This window comes from Mumia spirodelae (assembly GCF_050632745.1).
In the GTDB taxonomy this organism is placed as follows: domain Bacteria; phylum Actinomycetota; class Actinomycetes; order Propionibacteriales; family Nocardioidaceae; genus Mumia.
This window is the reverse complement of sequence record NZ_JBODSD010000005.1, coordinates 190261-211861: the sequence shown is the minus strand read 5'-3', so window position 1 is coordinate 211861 and position 21601 is coordinate 190261. Positions and strand designations below refer to the sequence as shown.

The following is a 21601-nucleotide window of genomic DNA, read 5'->3' as shown; positions in this document are numbered from 1 at the left end:
GAAGGCTCCATGGACTACCGACACATCCAGTACGCGACCGAGGACGACGGGACCGTCGCCACGATCACCTTGGACCGCCCCCGCCAGCGCAACGCGCAGCACCGGGGACTGCTCGTCGAGCTCGGCGACGCCTTCGAGCGCGCGGAGCAGGACGACACGGTGCGCGTGGTGATCCTGCGCGGGGCCGGCAAAGCGTTCTCGTCAGGTCACGACATGGGCAGCCAGGAGCTCATCGACGAGATGACCCCGGGCCCGACCCTCCACCCCACGTATCTGGGTCACGGCGGCACGCGGGACGGCGTCGAGAAGACCTGGATGCAGGAGTGGCACTACTTCTTCACCAACACCCGGCGATGGCGAGACCTGCGCAAGATCACGATCGCGTCCGTCCACGGGCCGGTCTACTCCGCCGGGCTGATGCTGATGTGGGCCTGCGACCTCATCGTCGCCGACGAGACCGCGGTGTTCGCCGACGTCGTCGGGACCCGCCTCGGCATGTGCGGCGTCGAGTACTTCGCCCACCCGTGGGAGTTCGGGCCGCGCCGTGCCAAGGAGCTCCTGCTCACCGGTGACTCGCTCTCGGTCGACGAGGCGCACCGGCTCGGCATGGTCAGCAAGGTCTTCCCCGAGGGCACGCTCGAGGAGCGCACCCTCGAGCTCGCGCGGCGGATCGCGCAGGTCGACACCGCGGCGGCGCTGATGATCAAGGAGTCGGTCAACCAGACGCAGGACAACCAGGGCTTCTACAACTCGCTGCAGTCCGCGTTCACGTTGCACCAGCTCAACCACGCCCGCTGGGCGGTGGCGACAGACGGCCGGGCCCTCGTCCGTCCGCCCGAGGCCTCCGAGGCTGCGAGCTGGAACCGGGTCCTCGAGCGCAAGGAATCCCTCCCGACCGACGCGAACGGCGACGGGCCGGCAACTCTCACCCACGAGGAAGGCACACGAGAATGAAGACTCACACACACGCGGGGCGCTTCCTGGTGGGCGCTGCGGCGGCCTGCCTGGCGCTCAGCGCCTGCGGCGGAGGCGGTTCGGACGAGGGGGAGAGCGGCGACACGGTGACGGTGGGCATCGTCGTCTCCCAGACCGGCGTGTTCGCGACCCAGGCGAAGGACTTCGAGAACGGGTTCCGCGCCGCACTCGACCACCTGACCGACGGCACGATGACCGTCGACGGTCACAAGATCAAGATCCTCGTGGGCGACGACACCGGTGACGTCGCGGTGGGCACGGCGAAGGCGAAGGAGTTCCTCGGTCAGGGTGCGACGATCCTCGCCGGGACCACGGACTCGGCCGTCGCCGTCGGCGTCGCCGAGCAGGCGGTCCAGAACAACGCGCTGTTCATCGGCGGTACGGCGGGGACCACGGCCTTCGTCGGGATGGACAAGAAGGTCTTCGGAACCGCCGGCTCGTCGCCCGCGGGTCAGATGATCATCCCCGAGATCATGGGGGGCGACGTCGACGGCAAGACTCTCGTGACGATCGACCAGGACTACGCGTTCGGGCAGACGATGGCGGCCGCGATGAAGGCGCAGCTCGAACCCATGGGCGTCGACGTCGCGTCGTACCTCCTGCCTGTCAGCACGACGGACTTCACGCCGACGATGCTCAAGGTCGAGAAGGACGCGCCGGACTTCATCACCACGACGTGGGCGGGCAAGGGCTTCAACCAGCTGCTCGGCTCGCTCGACAGCCAGGGCCTGCTGGACGATGCGCAGTTCTTCAAGCCGCTCCTCCTGCAGGAGGGCTGGGCGCCCGTGGGCGAGGCACTGGGCGACAGCGTCGCGAGCTCGACGTTCTACCTCTCCTACTTCGCCGGGGCGACGGGCAACGAGGCCGACACGGCGCTCCAGGCCTTCTCGGAGGAGCACGACCACACGATCGAGTACGACGATGCCGTCGGGTGGCACGCCGGCCAGATGGTCGTGCGCGCGATCGAGGAGGGCGGGACGGACACCGACGCGATGGCCGGCGCGTTGCAGGGCTACTCGTTCGAGGGTCCCGCGGGTGAGGTCCTCATCCGCGCCGAGGACAACCAGGTCACGGTTCCCCAGTTCACGGTCCGTCTCGTGAAGAAGGACGGGGCATGGGGTGTCGAGCGCCTCGAGTCGTTCACCGCCGAGCAGCTCGAGCCTCCCGTGGTCAACCCGCTGAAGTAGCGCTGACCCCGCACACCGACGAGGGGTGCAGCGGCCGGGCCTCCGGCTGCTGCACCCCTCGTTCCCGTCGTACGGCGAGCGGCTGTCCGGAGTGTCAGCCCGGCAGCGTCACGACGACCGTCCCAGGCCCGACCGTGACGGCGTCCTCGACCAGGGTGCGCATCGCGATCTCGACCACGCCCGTCTCGCGCTCGCGGCGCTTGTCGACGACGGTGCCCTCCACGCGAGCGAGCGATCCGACCAGCGTGAACCGGCGCATTCGGAAGCCGCGCAGAGCACGCACGGTGCCCGCGCTGCCGATCCAGTCCCGTACGGCGCGCTCCCACATCCCCTGGAGCAGGATCGCGTTCGCGTACATGGCCGGAGCCCCGGTCGCCCGCGCGTACGCGTCGTTGTGATGGATCGCGGTGTAGTCCCGCGTGCCGCCGGCGGCGAGGACCAGCCGGTGGACCGGCAGCGGATACGTCACGACCGGCAGCGTGTCGCCGACCTCCACCTCCTCGTACGTGCGTTGCCGCGGCGAGGTGCGCTGCGGTGTCTCAGTCATGGACGGGCTCCTCGTCGGCGGGATGGGGGTCGTACAGGTAGATCTCGCCGGTCATCCGGCACACCCGCTCGCCCGACTCGACCACGACGTCGCGCTCGAACCGGACGAACGCGCCGCGGCCGACCTTCGTCTGCTTGGGAGTGCAGGCCACGAGCCGCCGCGGACCGGCGGCGACCCGCTCGCCGACGTGGAGCGGTCGATCGAACTCGAGCGAGAGGTCGCTGCCGAAGACCCCGCTCGTCGGCGGGGCACCGGGGATCACGTCGTCGCCGATCGGGCTCCACGCCGGCTGGGAGTCGCGTCCCGCGTCGTCGGGGTAGAGGACGCCGTGCGCGGGTGTCCAGGTCGGCGGCATCATGAACGTCCACACCGACGTGTACGGCGCGACGACGTCCGGCCAGCCGTGCTCCCTCGCCACCTCGCCATCGGTGTGGAGGGCGGAGTCGAGCTCGAGCGGCTCGAGGAAGCGCCGGATCGCGCCCGCTTCGACGCGATCGGGACCGAACCGCCACACGTCGTCGTCGAGCAGCTCGCCGACGCGGTTGATCACGGGCTGCCAGTCCTGCTCCCAGCTCGAGGAGTCGTTCTGTGGTGTCATCGCTGCTCCTCAGTAGGACTTGGGGAGGCCCAGGACGTGCTCGCTCATGTAGTTGAGCACCATCTCCTGGCTGACGGGTGCGATGCGCATGAGGCGCGACTCTCGGAAGTAGCGCTCGACGTGGTACTCCCGGGCGTAGCCGAACCCCCCGTGCGTCTGCAGCGCGGCGTCGGCCGCCTGGAAGCCTGCGTCGGCGCACAGGAACTTCGCCGCGTTCGCCTCACGCCCGCACGGCTCGCCCCGGTCGTACCTCTCGGCAGCGATCCGGGCCATGGCCTCGGCGGCGTCGAGGCGCATCGACGCCTCGGCGAGCGGGAAGGCGATGCCCTGGTTCTGGCCGATCGGACGGTCGAAGACGATCCGCTCCTTGGCGTACGCCACGGCCCGGCGCAGCGCGGCGCGTCCGATGCCGAGCGCCTCGTTCGCCAGCAGGATGCGCTCGGGGTTGATCCCGTCGAGGAGGTAGCGGAACCCCTTGCCCTCCTCGCCGACGAGCGCCGAGCCGGGGACCCGCAGGTCGTCGATGAACAGCTCGTACGACGAGACCGCGTTGCGGCCCATCTTGGGGATCGCCCTCATCTCGACCGCGTCGGAGCCGAGGTCGACGACGAACATCGAGAGCCCGTCGGTCGGTCGGCCCCCTGGCGGAGCCGCGCTGGTCCGCACCAGCATCACTGCCTTCTCCGACTGCCCCGCCTTGGTGATCCAGACCTTGCGTCCGTTGATGACCCAGTCGGAGCCGTCTCGGCGCGCGTGGGTGCGGATGCGGCTGGTGTCGGAGCCGGCATCAGGCTCGGTGATCGCGAAGCACACGTGGAGGCTCCCGTCCGCGGCGCGGGGGAGGAGCTCCTGGCACAGGGCCTCCCCACCGTGCTTGGCGACCAGGTTGAGCCCGAAGATCGTGAGGTGGAACGGGCTGCAGCCGTTCATGCCCGCACCCGAGGCGGCGATCTCGTACAGCAGCGCCGACGCAGCCGTGATGCCCATGCCCGCCCCGCCGTACTCGGTGGGGATCGCGATGCCCAGCCACCCTGCCTCGGCGAAGGCGTCGTAGAACTCCCAGGGGAACTCGGCTGCCTCGTCGAGCTTCGCCCAGTACGCGTCGTCGAAGCGACCGGCGAGGTCGCGCACGGCCGTACGGATCTCCTCCTCGCTGGGCAGGTCGTCGGCAGGAGGAACAGGGCTCACACCAGCCACCGCCCGCCGTCGACGTAGAGCACCTGCCCGGTGATGAAGCTCGAGCGCTCGTCGGCGAAGAAGAGCACCGCGTTGGCGATGTCCTCAGGCTGGCCGACGCGTCGCATCGGCATCCGGGCCGCGTACTCGGCGAGGCGCTCCTCCAGCGGCACGCCGACGCGCTCGGCGACGGCGCGGGTCATCTCGGTGTCGATGTAGCCCGGGGCCACGCAGTTGGAGGTGATGCCTCTCGGGCCGAGCTCGAGGGCGACCGTCTTCGTGAACCCTTGCAGGCCCATCTTCGCGGCGGAGTAGTTCGCCTGGCCGCGGTTGCCGAGGGCGGCGGTGGAGGAGAGGTTGACGATGCGGCCGTACTTCTGCTCGACCATCGAGCGCTGGGCCGCCCGCGTCATCGCGAAGGTCCCGCGCAGGTGTACCTGCATCACGGTGTCCCAGTCCTCGTCGGTCATCTTGAAGAGGAGGTTGTCCCGGGTGATGCCCGCGTTGTTGACCAAGATGTGCACGGCGCCGAAGGCGTCGACGACCTGAGCCACGGCGGCCTCCACCTGGTCGGTGTCGCCGACGTCGGCCCCCAGGCCGATGGCCTCGCCGCCGGCGGCGAGGATCTCCTTGACGACGGGTGCGGTCCGCTCCTCGTCGAGGTCGACCACGGCGACCCGAGCTCCCTCGGCCGCCAGCTCCTTCGCGATCTGCGCGCCGAGCCCTCGTGCCGCCCCGGTGACCACCGCGGCCCGGTCCTGGAATCTCCTCATGACGTCCTCTCCTATGAAATTGATATCGAAGTCAAAATAGGTCGACAGCCGATCATGGGTCAAGGTCGGCTGTCCGCGCGCTCGAGCAGTGCCGACTTCTGCACCTTCCCTGTCGCGTTGAGCGGCAGCTCGTCGATGATCCGGACCTGGCGAGGAACCTTGAAGTTCGCCATGTTCTCCCGCGCCCAGGCGATGACCTCCGCGGGGTCGAGCTCCTCCGCAGCGACGACGAACGCCATCCCGACCTCGCCGAGCCGCTCGTCGGGGACGCCGACCACCGCGACCGCGGAGATGGCCGGGTGTCGCATGAGGATCGCCTCGATCTCGGCGGGATAGGCGTTGAAGCCGCCGACGATGAACATCTCCTTCGTGCGGCCGACGATGGCCAGGTATCCGTCGTCGTCGACGCGACCGAGGTCGCCGGTACGCAGCCAGCCGTCGGCCGTCAGCACGGACGCGGTGGTGGCCGGGTCGTCCAGGTAGCGGCTCATCACCGACGGCCCCCGCAGAAGGATCTGTCCGACGTCGCCGTCGGGGACCGGAGCGTCGAACTCGTCGGTGACGCGGATCTCGAAGCCGGGGCGCGCCGTGCCGACGGTGGTCGCGATCTTCTCGGGCGTGTCGGTCGGGAGGGTGCTCGCCGCAGTGCCGGCCTCGGTCAGCCCGTAGCCGGAGACGACGAAGTCGAACGGCAGCTCGGCGTAGATCCGGCGGACGAGATCGACCGGGATGTCCGCGGCGCCGGTCACGGCGACCCGCAGTGTCGAGAGGTCGCAGGCAGAGCGCGACGGGTGGTCGAGGATCGACTGGTAGAGGGTCGGAGGGCCGGGGAGCACGGTGACGTGCTCTGCCTCGACGGCGCTCAGCACCGCGTCCACGTCGAAGACCGGGACGGGAAGCATGCATGCTCCGACCGAGACGCTGGTCAGGATGCCCGCCTTCAGACCGAACATGTGGAAGTACGGGTTGACCATCAGGTAGCGGTCCTCCTTCTGGAGGAGGGTCATCCGTGCCCAGTCCTGAGCGACCGCCAGCGTCTGGGCCTGGGTGGCGACGACGCCCTTGGGTGTGCCGGTCGTCCCCGACGTGAAGAGCATGTCCGCCGGATCGTCCGCGCCGATCGCGTCACGACGCAGGTCGATCTCGTGGAGCGTCTCCGCCGTCGCACGGTCGAGGAAGTCCGACCAGAGCACCGAGGGCGCGGTCGCCGGGCCTCGGGCGGCGACGATCGTGCGGAGGTCAGGGAGGTCGCCGGCCGTCCGCCGCAGCATGTCCACGTAGTCGGTCCCGAGGAAGTCGGTCACGGTCACGAGCACGCCGACCCCTCCGCGTCGCAGGAGGTCGCCGGCCTCGAGCCCCTTGAAGCGGGTGTTGATCGGGACGAGCGTGGCGCCGGCCTGGTGGATCCCCAGCACCGCGACGATCCACTCGGTGGAGTTGAACGCCCAGATGGCGACGCGGTCACCCCGCTCGACGCCGTCGGCGACCAGCGCCGCGGCGAAGCGGCGGGACTCCGTGAAGAGCTCGCTGTAGGTGAGCGTCCGGTCGCCGTCGACCACGGCGACCCGATCGGCGTGCTCGTGCGCGGACGCCTGCAGCATCGCCGCGATGCTCGGCCATCCGTCGTCGGGATCAGGCATTCGGGATCTCCTCCTCGAGGGGAAGGGTCGTATTTGACTTCGACGTCAATATAGACTTACATGTGGGTGCTTCGGAAGTGCGCCGGCCAAAGGCGTGCGCCGGCACGGAAACCGACGGAGGTGCAAGTGGACGTACGGCTCTCGCCGGAGCAGGTCGACCTGAAGGAGACCGCTCGCAAGCTGGCTCAGACCTGGGGTCCTCGCAACGTCAGCGACCTCGACGACACCGAGCGGGCCGCCAAGCTCGACGCGGCCGTCTCGTCGTCGGGCTGGCGTGAGCTGCGGCTGCCCGACGACGAGTCGGGCGCGCCGCTGGCTTCGGGGGTGGAGGCGGCCCTGGTGGCCGAGGAGCTCGCACGGTCCCTGGCGGACACGTCCTACCTGGGCCCGCTGGTCGCGGGCGACCTCGCCCGCCGCGCGGGGCACGTCGAGGTCGAGGGCACGACCGTCGCGCTCACCGCGAACCTCGCTGACCTCGCCGGCCGTGCAGGTGCCGTCGCGACGGACGACGTGATCGCCGTCGACACCGCCGGGAGCACCGCTGCGCTCGTCCTCGAGCCTGCCAGTGACGGGTACACGCTCGGGAGGGTCCCGCTGGACTCGGCCGTCGTCCGCCTCGACCTGACGCGACCGATCGCCTCGGTCCGGTGCACCCCGGAACCCCTCGGCGGTACGACCTCGCTGAGCGAGGACGACGTCGTCGCGTGGCAGGCCCTGGCGCTCGCCGTGCTCTCGGCGGACCTTGTCGGCGTCATGCGGGGAGCGGTCGAGCTCGCCCGCGACTACGCGCTGGTGCGCGAGCAGTACGGCACGACGATCGGTGCCTTCCAGGCCGTCCAGCACCTCATCGCCGACGCGCACGTCGCCGCGGAGGGGGCGTACAGCCTCGCGCTCCACGCGGCATGGGCCGTCGACGCCCTTCCGCCCGACGAAGCGCTGCTCGCCGCGCGGCACGCCAAGGCGTACACGAGCCGGGCGGCGCGGACGGTGTGCGAGACCGCGATCCAAGTGCACGGCGGGATCGGCAACACGTGGGAGTGCCTGGCGCACGTGTACCTGCGTCGAGCGTTGCACTCGAGCGAAATCCTGGGTGGGGCCGGCGCGAGCCTCGCGTTCGTCCTCGCCCGGCACGGACTCAAGGCTGGAGACGATGGACTACGGTGACTCGCGCGCCGAGGCGGAGTTCCGCCGCGGCCTCCGCACGTGGCTCGAGGAGAACAACCCGGGGCTGCCCGCCTCCTCGACCTCCGACGACTACTGGGCGGGGCAGCCACAGTGGCACCGCGCGCTGTACGACGCCGGCTACTTCGGCATGTCCTGGCCGGCATCGGTCGGTGGACGGGACCTGCCGTCGGTCTACGACGTCATCCTCGACGAGGAGCTCGCCGCGGCCAGCGCGCCCCCGAGGCCGAGCGTCGGCTACCTGGTCCAAGGGATCATGCGGCACGGCAGCGAGGAGGTGCGGCGCCGGTTCGTGCCCGGGATCGTCAGCGGTCGTGACCGCTGGTGCCAGGGCTTCAGCGAGCCGGAGGCCGGCTCGGACCTCGCCACGCTTCGGACGCGCGCCGAGCGCGACGGCGACGACTTCGTCATCACCGGGCACAAGGTCTGGACGAGCTACTCCGACCAGGCCGACTGGTGCCTGGTCCTCGCGCGTACGGACCCGTCCGCACCCAAGCACAAGGGCATCTCGGCCTTCGCGGTCCGCATGGACCAGCCCGGCATCCAGCAGCGGCCGCTGCGGATGATCAACGGCATCACGCGTGAGTTCGGCGAGGTGACCTTCGACGGTGCCCGCGCCCGAGCGGTCGACATGGTCGGCGAGCCGGGGGAGGGCTGGCCTCTCGCGATGACCGTCGTCAGCCACGAGCGCGAGCCTGGCGAGCTCGGCTTCGTCTCCCGCTACAGCAAGGCGACGAAAGAGCTCGTCCAGGTCGCACGGACCGACCCGTCCGCGTACTCCGAGGACGACCTCGGCACTCTCGGATGGGCCCTGGTCGGCACCGAGATGCTGCGGCTCCACGTTCGCCGACGGCTGTCGGACCGCCTCGGTGGGATCACGCACGGACCTGAGGGGTCGGTCGACAAGCTGCTGATGACCGAGGTCGAGCAGCAGGTCGGGCACGCCGCGCTCAAGGCGAGCCGTGTCCACCCCGAGCGGGAGGACGACACGTGGTTGAAGACCTACCTCTACAGCCGAGCTCAGAGCGTGATGGGCGGGACCGCCCAGATCCAGCGCAACCTGATCGCGACGCGGATCCTCGGGCTCCCGCCGTCCTGACGCACCGCCGACGACGCGGGGCCCGGCGCCGATCGGCGCCGGGCCCCGCGTCGTCGGGCCGATCGCGCTCCTACAGCGGCAGGTCCATGGGAACGCGCCTCGTCGCCAGCGTGATCTCGCCGACCTCGTGGACGAGGCTCCGGCTGGAGCCGAGGATGCGATCGAGGAGCAGCGTTCGGCGGAAGGAGCGGTGGAAGGGGTGCTCGGCGGTGAAGCCGATCCCCGCGAGAACTTGCTGGGCGTGGCGCGCAGCGGTCCGTGCGGCCGTCCCGGCCAACGCCTTGGTCATCGCTGCCTCCGACGGGCGAAGGGGCGTGGCGTCGCCGCACGCCTCCGCCGCGGCCGAGGCACCCTCGAGCGCGACGAACGCCTCCGCGAGTCGGTGGCGGACCGCTTGGAACGAGCCGATCGTCCGACCGAACTGGACTCTCGACGTCGCGTGCTCCACCGCGAGGTCCAGCATCGCACGGCCCACGCCCACGAGCTCGGACGCGAGCGCGAGCCGTCCCAGAGCAGTCGCGTACGACCAGTCCGCGTCCGACCCGCCATCGAGGTCTTCGTGCGGCACCTCGGCGGTGACCGTGCAGAGGTGCGCATCGGGGTCGAGGCCGCGGATCGGCTCTACCGTCAGGCGATCGGTCCGAAGGTGATGGACGCGCAGACCGTCCGGACCGCGGACCACGACGGCGGCGCGCTCGGCTCGGAGCACGCGCGCCGTCGCGGTCCCGTCCACCACGACCCGTGCGCCGGCGGTCGCCGGGGGTTCGTGGGCCCCCAGGCGGGGGAGGATGACCGCCTGGGAAGCCTCGAGGCCGAGTGCCGACCCGACCACGTCGTCGATCGCCCCCGACGTCGCGCCAGCCCGGCCCTGGGCGCCGAGGACGATCCCGATCGCAGGCCCGCCCCACGCGGCGAGCGCGTCGTGCCAGCCGACGGCCGCCAGATCGCCGTCGACGTCGTGGTCCGTCCCGTCTGGGGTGCGCTCGAAGACCTTCGCGACGGTCTCGGCGAAGAGCGCTCGCTCGCTGGTGTCGATCACGGTTCCTCCCCGAGTCCCAGCACACGGCGTGCCAGGACGTTGCGCTGGATCTCGCTGGTGCCGCCGTAGATGGTCGCGGCCCGCGAGTACAAGAAGTCAGAGCGCCACCGAGCGCTGGTGGAGTCGGTGCCGGCGACGACCTCGTCGGAGAGACCGGTCGCGACGAGGTCGAAGACCGCCTGCTCCGCCGTCCCGAGGAGGATCTTGTCCACCGACGTCTCCGGGCCGAGCCGGTCGCCGTCCGCAAGGCGGTGCTGGGTGCGTCGTGAGACCGCGCGCAGCGCGAACAGCTGGAGTGCGACGTTGCCGACGTCCGCCGGGTCGAGCGCGCCGGGGTCGGCGGTGTCCAGCAGCTCCTCGAACCGCCGCCGGACGTAGGCACCCCGGTGCCACAGAGCCGTGCTGCGCTCGTACGGCAGCAGGTCCATCGCGACCGCCCAGCCGCCGTCGACGTCACCCAGGAGGCGGTCGGCAGGGACGAGGACGTCGTCGAAGAAGACCTCGCAGAACTCGTCGACGCCGTGCATGGTCTCCAGCGGGCGCACGGTGATGCCGGGCGTGTCCATGTCCACGAACAGCGCCGTGATGCCGCGGTGCCGCGACTCACGTGTCCCCGTACGGGTGAGGAGGACGCAGCGGTCGGAGAGGTGTGCATGGCTGGTCCACACCTTCTGGCCGTTGACCCTCCAGCCGTCGTCGGTGCGGACCGCCCGGCACGACAGCTCGGCGAGGTTGCTCCCGGTGCCGGGCTCGGAGAAGCCCTGGCACCAGTGCTCCTCACCGCGCAGCAGCAGCGGCACCACCGCGGCCGCCAGCTCCGGCGGGGCGAAGTCGATCATCGTCGGGGCGAGGACCTCGGTCATCGACCATCCACCCGGCTGCACGATCCCCTCCGCCGTGAGGCGCTCGCCGAGGAGCGCGCGGTAGAGCGGGGATCCACCGAGCCCGCCGACCCGCTCCGGCCAGCCCCACCGGCCGAAGCCCGCGTCGTACGCGAGCCGCTTGACGACCGAGAGGTGAGCGAGCTGGTCCGCGAGGCTGCCCTCTCCACCCGGAGCGGGTGTCAGCTGCGCGCGATGCTCCTCAACCCACGCGTCGAGGTCGGTACGGAACGTCTGCAGGTCCACCGTGGTGCGCCTCAGCTCGCGCTGCTGGGGGCGGGACGTCGCGGATCGTGCGGCCGCCCCGAGTCGCGAGAGCCGTCGCGACGCAGGAACGTCATCGCCCGCGTCTGCAGCCGCCAGCCCGCGTCGGTGCGCGTGTAGGTGTCGGTGTAGTAGCCGATGCGCATCGCGTGGTCGGTCTGCGCCACGAAGGAGAGCGTCTGGACTCCCGTGGCGGTGTCGCCGTCGATCTCGAGCAGCGGGATCCCCGTGGTGTAGTGGCCACGAGGGGCCGCCTCCATGAGGAGCGGGAAGTCGGTCGTGCTGTAGACGTCACCGAAGGCGCTGTACGTCCCGCCCGGGGCGAAGACCTCGACGACTCCCTCGACGTCGTGCTGGGTCATGCGGACGGCGTACCGGGCCAGCAGCTGCTGGATCTCGATGATGTCCGCCATGGTGCTGGTGTCCACTTCTCACCTCTGTGCTCGGATTCGGTTGTGTGCGGGGTTCGTGGTGCGGGTCAGATTCCCAGTGACTTGGCGATGATCGTGCGCATGACCTCGCTGGTGCCGCCGTAGATCCTGGTGACCCGCGCATCGGCGTACAGGCGCGAGATCGGGTACTCGGCCATGTAGCCGTACCCGCCGAACAGCTGGAGGCAACGGTCGACCGTGCGGCCCTGCACCTCGGTCGCGAACAGCTTGATCTTCGCCGCGTCGACGGGCGTGAGGCGTCCCTCGTCGAGCTCGGCCACGCCGTGGTCGACCATGAGCTGAGCCGCGTCGAGCTCGGTCGTTGCCGACGCCAGCTCGAAGCGGGTGTTCTGGAACTCCGAGACGCGCCTGCCGAAGGCGGTGCGCTCGGTGACGTACCCCTTGGCCAGCTCGACCGCCGCCTTGGCGTTGGCCACTGCCGTCACGGCGATGCCGAGGCGCTCCTTGGGCAGGTTGTTGCCGAGGTGCTCGAAGGCACGCCCCTCCTCGCCGAGGACGTTGGCGGCAGGAACCCGGACCCCCTCGAAGTAGAGCTCAGCCGTGTCCTGCACGTGCATGCCGAGCTTCTTCATCGGGCCGCTGCGGGTGAAGCCGTCCGTGCCGGACTCGACGACCAGGAGCGTGAGCCCGTGACGGGGGTTCTCCTCGTCGGAGGTGCGGGCGACCACGATCGTGAGGTCGGCCAGCATGCCGCCGGTGATGAACGTCTTCGCGCCGTCGAGCACGTAGTGGTCCCCGTCGCGCCGGGCCCGGGTGCGGATGCCCGCGAGGTCCGACCCGGCACCCGGCTCGGTCATCGCGACCGCGGTCAGGAGATGCCCCGACGCGAGGCCGGGGAACCAGCGCTCGCGCTGCTCCGCGTCGGCGTAGGCGAGGAAGTACGGCAGCACGACGTCGAGGTGGCACCGCAGCGGGCCGGTGGCGACCAGCGCCGCCGACACCTCCTCGCTCAGCACCGCTCCGAAGCGGTAGCTCGCCTCGCCGGCGCCGCCGTACTGCTCGGGGATGGTCAGTCCCATCACACCGAGCTCGCCGAGGCGCTCGAAGAACGACCGGGGGACGAGTCCGTCGTCCTCCCACTCGGGGTAGACGGGAGCGACCTCGTCGCGGAGGAACTTGCGCACCATCAGGCGGAAGTCCTCGTGCTCCTGGTCGTACAACGTTCTACGCATGGCGTGTCCTTCCGTCGCTCGTCAGGCGGTCCGCTGCAGCACGATCGCCATGCCCTGGCCCATCCCGACGCAGAGCGTGACGAGTGCGAGCTCGAGGTCCCGCTCGTGCAAGATCTGCATCGCCTGCCCGATGAGCCGGGCACCGGTCATGCCGAACGGGTGGCCGAGCGCGATGGCCCCGCCGTGCACGTTGACCTTGTCCTCGTCGAGTCCGAGCGCGCGCTGCGACGCCAGCACCTGGGCGGCGAACGCCTCGTTGATCTCGACGACGTCCAGGTCGCCGGTCTTCAGGCCGCAACCTTCGAGCACGCGACGGGTGGCCTCGACCGGGCCGAGGCCCATGATCTCGGGGGAGAGCCCGGACACGGCGGTGCCCAGCACCCGCGCCTTGACCGGTACGTCGAGGGTGGCGGCGAGTGTGTCGCTCACGACCACGAGGGCGGAGGCGCCGTCGTTGAGCGGGCAGCTGTTCCCGGCAGTCACGGTGCCACCGGGGCGGAAGACCGGCCGCAGCCCCGCGAGGCCGTCCAGCGTCGTGCCGGGTCGAGGAGAGTCGTCGTGCTCCACCGACGTCCCGTCAGTGAGCTTCACCGGTGCGATCAGCCGCGAGTGGAAGCCGGCGTCGGCAGCCTCGGCGTAGCGCTGCTGGGAGCGCAGGGCGAAGGCGTCCTGGTCCTCACGGCTGATGCCGCAGTGCTCGGCGACGTTCTCGGCGGTCTGGCCCATCGGGATGTAGTAGTCGGGGAGCTCGCCCACCTCGCGCGGATCCCGCCATGCGCCACGGCCGCCGGTCGCCCGCTGCGCGGTCCGGTCCTGCGCGGCGGCGAAGTCCGGGTGCTCGGTGCCGGTCGGCGCCGGGAGATACCGCGAGACGCTCTCGGCCCCGACCGACAGGAACGCCTCACCCTCGCCGGCGCGGATCGCGTGGAAGGCCATCCGTGTCGTCTGGATCGACGACGCGCAGGCGCGGTTGACGGTGACGGCGGGGAGGTCGTCGCGGCCGAGCAGGACCGCGACGCGACGGCCGAGGTTCTGGGACTGCTCCCCGGTGTGGTTGGACGCGCCGAGGTAGAGGTCCTCGATGCGCTCGGGCTCAAGCCCGGGGACCTTGTCGAGCGCCGCGCGCACCGCCGTGGCGGCCAGGTCGTCGGCGCGTATGCCGACCAGCGAACCCTTGTGAGCCCGCCCGATCGGGGTGCGGGCGGAAGCGACGACGACCGCGTCTGGCACGTGCATCTCCTTGTGTCTGCGTGGGGTGACGACGAAACCGCGGGACCTGAGGGTCACGATTGCTAGTTTCGACGTCGAAGTCAATAATGAGCCGAGACCACTCCGCAGGGAGGTCCCGTACGCGTGGTGCGGCTAGCGGTGCGACCGCGAGACGAGCCGCTCCAGGTTCCCCTGGAACTCGGGCTCGTCGAAGGACTGCGTCTCGTCGGCGAGGACGTCGGTGAGGTTGCGGTCGATGAGGTCGCGCAGCGGCTTGTCGAGGGCGTGCAGGGTTCGGCGCACGGACTGCGGCGGCATCGCCGCGATGCGCTTGGCCAGCTCGACGGCCTGGGGGAGTGCCTCGCCCGACGGCACGACGCGGTTGGCGAGGCCGAGTCGGAGTGCCTCCTCGGCCGACATCTTGCCGCCGAGCAAGATCCACTCCTTGGCGCGCTGCAGACCCATGTGCATCGGCCAGGTCATGACCGATCCATCGCCGGCGACCAGGCCGAGCGAGACGTGAGGGTCGGCCAGGACGGCGTTCTCCGCCATCACGACGAGGTCGGCGAAGCCTGCGAGGCTCGCTCCCAGACCCACGGCCGGGCCGTTGACTGCGGCGATCAGGGGGAGCGGGAAGTCGATGACGGCGCGCACGATCTCCGCGGCCTCGGCCATCACGTCCTCGCGCAGCTGTCGATCCCGCACCATCCGGTCGAGGAACCCGAAGTCGCCGCCGGCGGAGAACGCGGGACCAGCGCCGGTCAGGACCGCCGCGCGGAGACCGTCGATCGCGGCAACCTCGCCCCAGATCGTCGCGAGCCGGGCGTGCAGGTCCGCATTCGACGAGTTCAGCGAGTCGGGGCGGTTGAGGGTGACGACGGCGACCGTGTCGTCGACCTCGACGGTGATGACGTCCTGGGGCATGGCGCGCCTTTCTCTGGGAGGTCCCCAGTCTGCGCCAAAACCTTAGTCGACGTCAATATTGCTTCTGTGGCTCAACCCTTGTCGGACGCGATGCCGAGGGCGTTGCACCACAGCAGGGTGAGCTGCTCGACAGCCTCGTTGATCTCGAAGTCGCCGCCTCGGATGAACATCTCCTCGGCGAAGCGCGCGACCATGCTGCCGAGAGCGGTGGCCGCGTACCTCACGTCCACGCGGGGGTCGGCGAGGCCCTTCTTCTGCAGCTTCGCGATCGAGGACTCCATCCGCGAGGCGAGATGGTCGTCGCGACGCTTGCGGACCGCCTGCACCTCGGCGTCGTAGCGACTGACCTCCTCGATCACCCGCATGATCTTCGCCTCCTTCTTGTACGCGCGAAGGTAGGCGCGGTTGGCCGCCCGGATCCGCTCGACAGCCGGCGGCTGCTCGCCCTCCAGGGTGAGGTCGTCCATACCGACCAGGCGGACCTCCACCTGCTCGGCGATCTCCCGGAACAGGGTCTCCTTGGAGTCGAAGTAGTGGTAGAACGAGCCGTGCGAGACGCCCGCCTCGGCGGAGATGTCGCTGATCCTGGCCTGGAGGAAGCCGTCGCGCTCGAACACCGTCTTGCCGGCTTCGAAGAGGCGCACGCGGGTGCGGCGGCCCTTCGCGGACCGCGGCGCGTTGTCGACCATCTCACGTCCTCCTTCGATTGCGACGTCAGAGTACACAGCGGGTCACGCCGCTGCAGCGCGGGCGGTGAACGGTGCAGGAGCGCAGTGCGTCGGCCGGTCCGTCACGCGCGTGGATGTGCCCGGGGGCCCTTCACGTGCGACACGATCTCGATCGCGCGCTCCGCGAGGCGCGCTGTCGTCCCGTCGTCGACCACACGATCGTGGTAGGAACCGGCGAGCATGCCGGAGCCGTCCGACGGGACGAAGACGAACTGCGAGCGCACCCTCAGCACGTCGCCGTCCTCGGTGATCGTCGGTGACCCGCCGAGGTGGATCCCCGGTGTCGAGGCCGCGCCGAACGCCACGAGCGCCTCGCGTCCCTCGACGCGGCGCCCCGCGAACGTGAGAACCCCGTCCGGCATGAACACGTCCGCCCATCCCTCGGCGTCACGCGAGTCGACCAGTACGGCGTAGTCGGCCATCAGCGTGCTCACCCGCGCGTACCGTGCGCCGGTCGTGTCGTCCACCCTGCTCTCCTTGCTGTTCGAAGAATCCCTCAGGCGTGCGGCGAGGAGTCGGCGTGCGCCACCCGTGGTGAGCGCCCTGCGCTGCACCTTGCCGGTGGCGGTGCGCGGGAGGGGAGCGTCCCAGACGACGACCTCCTCGGGAAGCTTGTGCGTGGCGAGCCCGGCGACCCGCAGGTGGTGCGTGACCCCGTCGAGGCTCACGTCCGTACCCGGTGCGGGGCGGACAGCCAGGGCGAGGCGTTCGCCGGTCGCGGCGTCGGGGACGGCGTACGCGGCTGCCTCTTCGATGTCCGGGAGCAGCCGCGCGGCTTCGTCCACCTCCGGCAGCGAGACCTTCAGCCCCTTGCGGACGACGACCTCCTTGAGACGCCCGGTGACGACCAGGCGCTCGTGCCCGTGGGCATCGTGCACGAGCCGTCCCAGGTCGCCGGTGCGGAACCAGCCCTCGTCGGTGAACGCCTCGGCCTGGTCCGTGGCGTCGGCGTACCCGAGGAACAGCATCGGGCCGCGGACGAGGACCTCGCCGGACGGGTCGATCGCGATCTCCGTCCCCGGACCGAGCGCGCCGTCGTCGACGAGTCGCGCGTCGCCGGTGTCGGAGGGGAGCGAGTACGTCGCCACCGGAGCCTCCGACGAGCCGTACACCCGGCTCGCGACGATGCCCCACCGGTCGGTCGCCAGCTCCAGCAGGTCACGCGGAATCATGGCGCCGCCGAGCGCGACGGCACGGATCGGCAGGCTGTCGAGCTGCTGGCGGCGAGCCTCCCGGAAGAGCTCCTCGGCGATGATCGGTGCGCCGCCGAGTGTCGTGCACCCGTGCTCGAGCACGCGCCGAAGGGACTGCGGCGGGTCGAACCTGTCCTCGAGCACGAGGCTGCCGCCGTTGTCGACGGCCAGGTGGACGTGCATGACGCCCGTGATGCTGGCAACCGGGCTGCTGAGGAACGCGGAGTCCCTCTCGCCGAAGCCGAGAGTCGTCGCCATGTTGCGGGCGCCGGCGCGCAACGTCCGGAGCGCGTGGAGCACCGCCTTCGGGCGGCTGGTGGTACCTGAGGTGAAGAACACCGCGGCCCGTGCCGACGGGTCCGGCTCGAGCCACGTCCGGTCCGGGTCGCCCTCGGTGCCGAGCCGGTCGAGGTCGCGCACCTCCGCGCCGAGCTGGTCAAGGCCCAGACGTGCGACGAGGTCCCGGGTCGAGACCACAAGGTCGGCCCCGTACGGCGCGACCGCGTGCCGGACGTCGGCATCGCCGCACCGGCGGTCGAGCAGGACGGCGGTGGCGCCGGTGCGGAGGACCGCGAGGTACGCGACGACCGCGGCGGCCGAGACGGGAGCGACGATCAGGACGGCGCTGCCCGGGCGTACGCCCGAGCGCCGCAGGCGTCCGACGGCGACCGCCACCGCCTGCTCGAGCTCGCCGTAGGACCACGACCGCACGGGGTCGACGAGCGCGGTGCGTGAAGGGTCCGTGGCAGCCCAGTGCTCGAGACCGTCGCGCAGGTGCTCGGTGCCGGACGACAGCCCGAGCTCGGCGAGGATCGCGTCGGTGTGCTCGCCGAGGCCGGGGACGCCGTTGAGCGGCTGCGCCCATGCCGGTGACTCGATGGGCGCGCGCAGGCTGGCGACCGGACCGACGGAAGAGTCGACTTGCGTCCAACGGTCACGCTCGACGATCTCGGGGTGCCGGGCCGCCTCCGGCACGCTCCGCAGGACGGCACTCCCGATGCCGGCCCGGTCGGCAAGGGCGCAGATCTCCTCCGCGTCGTGCTCGACCGTCCACCGCGCGATCTCGGCGTTGATCGCGTCCGTGTGGTTCCAGCGCCGGTCGTTGGTCGCGTAGTCAGGGTTCTCGGCCAGGTCGTTGCGGCCGACGAGGTCGCGTGTGAGCCGCTGCCACTCGCCGTCGTTGGTGGTGCCGAGAACCACTGATCGGCCGTCGCGGGTCGGATACGAGGCGTACGGGGCGACCGTGGGGGAGCTCATGCCGTGCGGCGGACGCTCCTGGCCGGTGTAGAGCGCGTGCAGGAGGGAGAAGCCGAGGAAGTCGGTGGCGACGTCGAACATGCTGATGCGCAGCGCAGCGCCACGCCCGTGCTCGTGACGGGCCTGGAGCGCCGCGAGCACCGACACGGCAGCCATGAGGCCGCTGCCCACGTCCGCGGACGGGATCGCCGGACGTGCAGGATGGCCGGGCCAGCCGGTCGAGGCGCACGACCCGGACTCGGCCTGGACCAGAAGGTCGTACGCACGTCGGTGCGCGTTCGGCCCGTCGTGCCCGTAGCCCGAGATGTCGACGGCCACCAGGTGCGGGCGCGCGGCGACGAGGCTCTCGGCGTCGAGACCGAGGCGGGCAGCCGCTCCGGGTGCCAGGTTCTGGATCACGACGTCGGCGCGGTCCAGCAGCGCCTCGAGCGTCGGGCGGGCGGCAGGGTCCTTGACGTCGAGGGCGATCGACTCCTTGTTGCGGTTGAGCCACACGAAATGCGTCGCAAGACCACCGGCGTCCTGGTCGAACCATCGGGTGAAGTCGCCGGTGCCCGGGCGCTCCACCTTGATCACCCGCGCGCCGAGGTCGGCGAGGACGCGCGTCGCGTACGGCGCCGACACCGCCTGCTCGAAGGCGAGGACGGTGATACCGCTCAAGGGTGCGGTCAGAGGGGGCACGTCTCATCCTCCAGGGCTGTTGCGCCGTACGGGACACGAACTATAACTTTGACGTCGATATCGAAAGATAGCCATTTCGCCAGGAGTTGTCATGCAGGTCGTCACCGGCACGGAGGAGGTGACGGCGAGCGTGGACGACGGCCTCCTCGTCGTCGTGCTGAACCGACCGGAGGTGCGCAACGCGCTCTCGCTCGCGATGCTCGAGGGCCTGGCCTCCGTCCTGGAGGCCGCCGCTGAGCGGCGAGAAGTCCGGGCACTCGTGCTGAGCGGAGCCGGCGGCGCCTTCTGTGCCGGTGGGGACGTCGCGATGATGGCGGCCGGACGGAGCATCTTCGGCGCGGCGGAGGACCCTGTCGGTCGTGCCGCGGTCCAGGCCGATCTCCAGCGCCGCACGGTGGTGCGGCTGCGTGATCTCGGCAAGCCCACGGTGGCGATGATCACGGGGCCGGCGGTCGGCGCGGGCCTTGCGCTCGCCCTGGCGTGCGACGTCCGGTACGCCGCGCGCTCCGCAGTGCTGATGAGCGGCTTCGGACGCGTGGGGCTGGCAGGCGACTTCGGCTGCAGCTGGCTGCTCCACGACCTCGTCGGGCGCTCGGTCGCCCGCGAGCTGCTCTTCTCCTCGGAGGCGGTCGCCGCCGACCTCGCCCAGGAGCGGGGGCTGGTCAACGGGGTCCATCCCGATGACGACCTGGAGGAGCAGACGCTTCGGGCCGCTCGCAGGTTCGCGCGGGTCTCCGAACCGGCGGCGGCGGTGATGCTCGAGACCTCCGCGCTCAGCCCGTCCCTCTCGTTCGCCGACGCCTGCGACCGGGATGCCGTCGAGCACGTGCGCCTCACGGGCACGCCCGAGCACCGCGCTCTCGTCCAGGCGCTGGCGGGCCGGGGCCGAGCGGGGAAGAGGGCCGCGCGGTGAGCGGCCGGCGTACGGCGCTGGTGACCGGTGCCGCGCGCGGTCAGGGGCTTGCGGTCGTGCACCGCCTCCTCGATGACGGGTACGCCGTGGTCGCCTGCGACGTGCTGGGGGACGACCTGGCCACGGCGGTCGCGCCGCTGGACGCCGACCGTGTCGTGGCGCGAACCCTCGACGTCGCATCGGCCGACGGGTGGCGCGACGTCGTCGGCGCGGCGCGGGAGCGGTTCGGGCGGCTCGACGGCCTCGTCAGCAACGCCGGGATCCTGCACCGTGCTCCGCTGCTCGAGGAGGACCCGGCGCAGTTCGAGCGGGCCTGGCGGGTCAACGCGATGGGGCTGCTGCTCGGGCTGCAGGCCTGCGTCCCGCTGCTCCGGGACGGGACGGCGCCGGCGGTGGTCGTCACGACGAGCAACACGGCGATGCGTCCGTTCGTCGGCCACGCCGGCTACGCCGCCTCGAAGTGGGCAGCCCGCGGCTTGGCGCAGAGCGCGGCGCTGGAGCTGGCCGAGCTCGGGATCCGCGTCAACACCGTGCTGCCGGGCGCGGTCGCGACGCCGATGCTGCCCGAGTCGAGCATCCCGCGCATCTCCTCCTGGGTCCCGCTGGGGCGGCCCGGCCGCGCAGACGAGATCGCGTCTGTCGTCTCCTTCCTGCTCTCCGAGCAGGCTTCGTACCTCGCCGGCGCCGAGATCCTCGTCGACGGCGGCCAGCTGATGAGGACTCACCTGTGAAGATCTCCCTCCACTCCTCGACCACCAACCACGGCACCGTCGAGCGCGTCGTCGACGAAGTCGCGCGCGTCGGCCGAACCGGCCTCGCGGGCTACTGGGCGCCGATGCTCAACGGCGTCGACACGCTCACCGCGCTCGCGGTCGCCGCGAACCGGGTGCCCGATGTCGAGCTCGCCACGGCGGTCGTCCCGATCCCGTTGCGCACGCCCTACGCACTCGCCCAGCAGGCGCTCACGGTCCAGGAGATCTCCGGCGGACGGCTGACCATCGGGCTCGGGACGTCGCACAAGGACCTGGCGGAGCGGCTGTTCGCGACGGAGTGGGGCTCGCCGATGGCCACGATGCGCTCCTACCTCACCGAGCTGCGCAGGCTGCTCGAGGGCGAGCACCCCGACAGGCTGTCGCCGAGGGCGCCAGCCCCGCAGGTGGTGCTCGGTGCGGTCAACCCGGTGATGGCTGCATTCGCCGCCGAGCGGGCCGACGGGGTCGTCACGTGGGCGTCCGGCCTGCGCACCGTCGAGCAGGTCATCGTCCCGGCCGCCTCGGGGCGAAGGGAGCCGTTCCGCATCGTGACCGCGCTCCCGCTGTGCGTGACTGACGACGTCGAGGCCGCCCGCGCCGCGATCCACCGCAAGCTCGGCGCCAACGACGCGCTGCCGTCGTACCAGCGCGTGCTCGCGCGTGAGGGCGCCGACGGGATCGCGGCCATGTCGCTGGTGGGGGACGAGGAGGCGATCGCTGGGCAGCTCCGTCGTCTCTCCGAGTCCGGCGTGACCGAGCTCGCGGCCCACGTCGTCGCGCGGGGAGGGGACGACGAGCGCACCTGGCGGTTCTTGGGCGAGGTCGCCGCGGACGAGCGGTCGTCGGTCTCGCCCCGTCGATCGATCGGTTGAGACACGTCGTTGACGGGATGTGACCTGCTCCATAAACTGACGCCGACGTCGAAGTCGTTTTCCGCGTCATCGTCGTACCCCGTCCGA

20 protein-coding genes are annotated in these 21601 nt (G+C 71.0%); 7 read left to right on the top strand and 13 right to left on the bottom strand.

What is annotated here, in order from left to right:
- The first annotated feature begins 9 nt into the window (after positions 1-9).
- Both ACQSSQ_RS21115 and ACQSSQ_RS21110 read left to right on the top strand, forming a co-directional pair.
- The gene (locus tag ACQSSQ_RS21115; protein WP_431329109.1) at positions 10-954 is read left to right on the top strand and encodes an enoyl-CoA hydratase; all 945 of its coding nucleotides are present in this window, start codon (positions 10-12) and stop codon (positions 952-954) included.
- Positions 951-2162 carry an ABC transporter substrate-binding protein gene (locus ACQSSQ_RS21110; RefSeq protein ID WP_431329108.1) on the top strand — a complete coding sequence of 404 codons (1212 nt, stop codon included), beginning with the start codon at positions 951-953 and terminating at the stop codon, positions 2160-2162. The genes ACQSSQ_RS21115 and ACQSSQ_RS21110 overlap by 4 nt, the downstream gene beginning before the upstream one ends.
- A 94-nt stretch (positions 2163-2256) precedes the next feature.
- On the opposite strand, the gene ACQSSQ_RS21105 is transcribed toward ACQSSQ_RS21110, so the two are convergent.
- From ACQSSQ_RS21105 to ACQSSQ_RS21085, 5 genes are read right to left on the bottom strand one after another with little or no spacing between them, the layout of a single operon-like run.
- Positions 2257-2709 carry a hotdog family protein gene (locus tag ACQSSQ_RS21105; RefSeq protein WP_431329107.1) on the bottom strand — a complete coding sequence of 151 codons (453 nt, stop codon included), beginning with the start codon at positions 2707-2709 and terminating at the stop codon, positions 2257-2259.
- Complete coding sequence (locus ACQSSQ_RS21100; protein ID WP_431329106.1) at positions 2702-3307, bottom strand: FAS1-like dehydratase domain-containing protein; 606 nt, start codon at positions 3305-3307, stop codon at positions 2702-2704. The genes ACQSSQ_RS21105 and ACQSSQ_RS21100 overlap by 8 nt, the downstream gene beginning before the upstream one ends.
- A gap of 9 nt (positions 3308-3316) precedes the next feature.
- Positions 3317-4495 (bottom strand): acyl-CoA dehydrogenase family protein, encoded by a 1179-nt coding sequence (locus ACQSSQ_RS21095; RefSeq protein ID WP_431329105.1) that lies wholly within the window; start codon positions 4493-4495, stop codon positions 3317-3319.
- Positions 4492-5256: a beta-ketoacyl-ACP reductase gene (locus ACQSSQ_RS21090; protein WP_431329104.1), complete on the bottom strand. Its 765-nt coding sequence runs from the start codon at positions 5254-5256 to the stop codon at positions 4492-4494. The genes ACQSSQ_RS21095 and ACQSSQ_RS21090 overlap by 4 nt, the downstream gene beginning before the upstream one ends.
- Before the next feature lie 59 nt (positions 5257-5315).
- Entirely contained in the window at positions 5316-6896 is a 1581-nt protein-coding gene (locus ACQSSQ_RS21085; protein ID WP_431329103.1) for an AMP-binding protein, read from the bottom strand.
- Between the two features lie 126 nt (positions 6897-7022).
- On the opposite strand from ACQSSQ_RS21085, the gene ACQSSQ_RS21080 reads away from it, so the two are divergent.
- On the top strand, positions 7023-8060 hold the full coding sequence (locus tag ACQSSQ_RS21080; protein WP_431329102.1) for an acyl-CoA dehydrogenase family protein: 1038 nt from the start codon (positions 7023-7025) through the stop codon (positions 8058-8060).
- Positions 8047-9177 (top strand): acyl-CoA dehydrogenase family protein, encoded by a 1131-nt coding sequence (locus ACQSSQ_RS21075; protein WP_431329101.1) that lies wholly within the window; start codon positions 8047-8049, stop codon positions 9175-9177. Before ACQSSQ_RS21080 ends, ACQSSQ_RS21075 begins: the two co-directional genes overlap by 14 nt.
- 70 nt (positions 9178-9247) lie before the next feature.
- Here the strand turns inward: ACQSSQ_RS21075 and ACQSSQ_RS21070 are convergent, their stop codons facing one another.
- The 8 genes from ACQSSQ_RS21070 to ACQSSQ_RS21035 form a co-directional block, all read right to left on the bottom strand.
- Positions 9248-10216: an acyl-CoA dehydrogenase family protein gene (locus tag ACQSSQ_RS21070; protein WP_431329100.1), complete on the bottom strand. Its 969-nt coding sequence runs from the start codon at positions 10214-10216 to the stop codon at positions 9248-9250.
- Positions 10213-11343, bottom strand: a complete 1131-nt coding sequence (locus ACQSSQ_RS21065; protein ID WP_431329099.1) for an acyl-CoA dehydrogenase family protein — start codon at positions 11341-11343, stop codon at positions 10213-10215. The genes ACQSSQ_RS21070 and ACQSSQ_RS21065 overlap by 4 nt, the downstream gene beginning before the upstream one ends.
- Before the next feature lie 11 nt (positions 11344-11354).
- Positions 11355-11789 (bottom strand): nuclear transport factor 2 family protein, encoded by a 435-nt coding sequence (locus tag ACQSSQ_RS21060; protein ID WP_431329098.1) that lies wholly within the window; start codon positions 11787-11789, stop codon positions 11355-11357.
- Between the two features lie 50 nt (positions 11790-11839).
- On the bottom strand, positions 11840-12985 hold the full coding sequence (locus tag ACQSSQ_RS21055) for an acyl-CoA dehydrogenase family protein (protein ID WP_431329097.1): 1146 nt from the start codon (positions 12983-12985) through the stop codon (positions 11840-11842).
- 21 nt (positions 12986-13006) lie between these two features.
- Positions 13007-14221 (bottom strand): acetyl-CoA C-acetyltransferase, encoded by a 1215-nt coding sequence (locus tag ACQSSQ_RS21050; RefSeq protein WP_431329096.1) that lies wholly within the window; start codon positions 14219-14221, stop codon positions 13007-13009.
- A gap of 126 nt (positions 14222-14347) precedes the next feature.
- Entirely contained in the window at positions 14348-15118 is a 771-nt protein-coding gene (locus tag ACQSSQ_RS21045; RefSeq protein ID WP_431329095.1) for an enoyl-CoA hydratase/isomerase family protein, read from the bottom strand.
- 71 nt (positions 15119-15189) lie between these two features.
- Positions 15190-15807 (bottom strand): TetR/AcrR family transcriptional regulator, encoded by a 618-nt coding sequence (locus tag ACQSSQ_RS21040; protein WP_431329094.1) that lies wholly within the window; start codon positions 15805-15807, stop codon positions 15190-15192.
- Positions 15808-15908: 101 nt separating this feature from the next.
- Entirely contained in the window at positions 15909-18977 is a 3069-nt protein-coding gene (locus ACQSSQ_RS21035; RefSeq protein WP_431329093.1) for a CoA transferase, read from the bottom strand.
- Positions 18978-19068: 91 nt separating this feature from the next.
- Here ACQSSQ_RS21035 and ACQSSQ_RS21030 point away from each other — a divergent pair, with 91 nt between their 5' ends.
- Genes ACQSSQ_RS21030 through ACQSSQ_RS21020 form a run of 3 tightly spaced genes read left to right on the top strand, consistent with a single transcriptional unit; the run spans position 19069 to position 21514 of the window.
- On the top strand, positions 19069-19890 hold the full coding sequence (locus ACQSSQ_RS21030; protein WP_431329092.1) for an enoyl-CoA hydratase/isomerase family protein: 822 nt from the start codon (positions 19069-19071) through the stop codon (positions 19888-19890).
- A complete protein-coding gene (locus ACQSSQ_RS21025; RefSeq protein WP_431329091.1) occupies positions 19887-20621 on the top strand; it encodes an SDR family NAD(P)-dependent oxidoreductase in 735 nt (244 codons plus the stop codon). The genes ACQSSQ_RS21030 and ACQSSQ_RS21025 overlap by 4 nt, the downstream gene beginning before the upstream one ends.
- Positions 20618-21514, top strand: coding sequence for an LLM class flavin-dependent oxidoreductase (locus tag ACQSSQ_RS21020; RefSeq protein ID WP_431329090.1), 897 nt, complete (start codon positions 20618-20620; stop codon positions 21512-21514). The genes ACQSSQ_RS21025 and ACQSSQ_RS21020 overlap by 4 nt, the downstream gene beginning before the upstream one ends.
- Positions 21515-21601 lie beyond the last annotated feature (87 nt).

Excerpts from the sequence above, each read along its gene's own strand:
- ACQSSQ_RS21115 (WP_431329109.1), top strand. The coding sequence starts at position 10 with ATGGACTACCGACACATCCAGTACGCGACCGAGGACGACGGGACCGTC.
- ACQSSQ_RS21110 (WP_431329108.1), top strand. The coding sequence starts at position 951 with ATGAAGACTCACACACACGCGGGGCGCTTCCTGGTGGGCGCTGCGGCG.
- ACQSSQ_RS21105 (WP_431329107.1), bottom strand. The coding sequence starts at position 2,709 with ATGACTGAGACACCGCAGCGCACCTCGCCGCGGCAACGCACGTACGAG.
- ACQSSQ_RS21100 (WP_431329106.1), bottom strand. The coding sequence starts at position 3,307 with ATGACACCACAGAACGACTCCTCGAGCTGGGAGCAGGACTGGCAGCCC.
- ACQSSQ_RS21090 (WP_431329104.1), bottom strand. The coding sequence starts at position 5,256 with ATGAGGAGATTCCAGGACCGGGCCGCGGTGGTCACCGGGGCGGCACGA.
- ACQSSQ_RS21085 (WP_431329103.1), bottom strand. The coding sequence starts at position 6,896 with ATGCCTGATCCCGACGACGGATGGCCGAGCATCGCGGCGATGCTGCAG.
- ACQSSQ_RS21075 (WP_431329101.1), top strand. The coding sequence starts at position 8,047 with ATGGACTACGGTGACTCGCGCGCCGAGGCGGAGTTCCGCCGCGGCCTC.
- ACQSSQ_RS21055 (WP_431329097.1), bottom strand. The coding sequence starts at position 12,985 with ATGCGTAGAACGTTGTACGACCAGGAGCACGAGGACTTCCGCCTGATG.
- ACQSSQ_RS21050 (WP_431329096.1), bottom strand. The coding sequence starts at position 14,221 with ATGCACGTGCCAGACGCGGTCGTCGTCGCTTCCGCCCGCACCCCGATC.
- ACQSSQ_RS21045 (WP_431329095.1), bottom strand. The coding sequence starts at position 15,118 with ATGCCCCAGGACGTCATCACCGTCGAGGTCGACGACACGGTCGCCGTC.
- ACQSSQ_RS21040 (WP_431329094.1), bottom strand. The coding sequence starts at position 15,807 with ATGGTCGACAACGCGCCGCGGTCCGCGAAGGGCCGCCGCACCCGCGTG.
- ACQSSQ_RS21030 (WP_431329092.1), top strand. The coding sequence starts at position 19,069 with ATGCAGGTCGTCACCGGCACGGAGGAGGTGACGGCGAGCGTGGACGAC.